The following is a 484-nucleotide window of genomic DNA, read 5'->3' as shown; positions in this document are numbered from 1 at the left end:
ATAACTGCCGTCATTCACCGAGATGCCCAGATCGGAATAGGTCCCGTTCAGGTCATCCAGCTGGTCCTGGAGTTTGGCTGTCACGTCATCGCTGGCGTGTTTGGTGCGTGTGCTGCCGATGGACAGTTGCCCGTCCGAGCCCACCACGCTGTCATAGACGTAGTGGGTCTTGGAAAAGAGGCCACCGAGCAGACCGCCCAGACCGCCACCCATTACCCCGCCGAGCATGGTGCCGATCACCGGAATAAAAGAGCCGGCCACGGCACCCGCCGCAGCCCCGAGGCCGCTGCCGAGCGTGCCATAGGTGCCACCACCAATCGAGGACAGAGCCGAGCCCAGACCCATGCCGCCGCCAATCCCGCCCAGAAGACTGCCGACCGATGCTGTACCAAACAGATTGGTTTTCAGACCAGACGACAGCCAGGACGAGGATCCGGACGACAGGAGACTGGAGCCCCCGGATGAGAACGCCGACGCAGACGTG

1 pseudogene is annotated in these 484 nt (G+C 62.8%); it reads right to left on the bottom strand.

The annotated features are described in order from the left end of the window. Positions 1 to 484, bottom strand: a pseudogene (locus tag JN414_RS16495) (hypothetical protein); the annotation flags it as partial.

The sequence above is a fragment of the Gluconobacter sp. Gdi genome (assembly GCF_014132155.1).
Lineage (GTDB): Bacteria > Pseudomonadota > Alphaproteobacteria > Acetobacterales > Acetobacteraceae > Gluconobacter.
The sequence above is the reverse complement of the archived record's forward strand: the minus strand, read 5'-3'. Positions and strand labels throughout refer to the sequence as shown.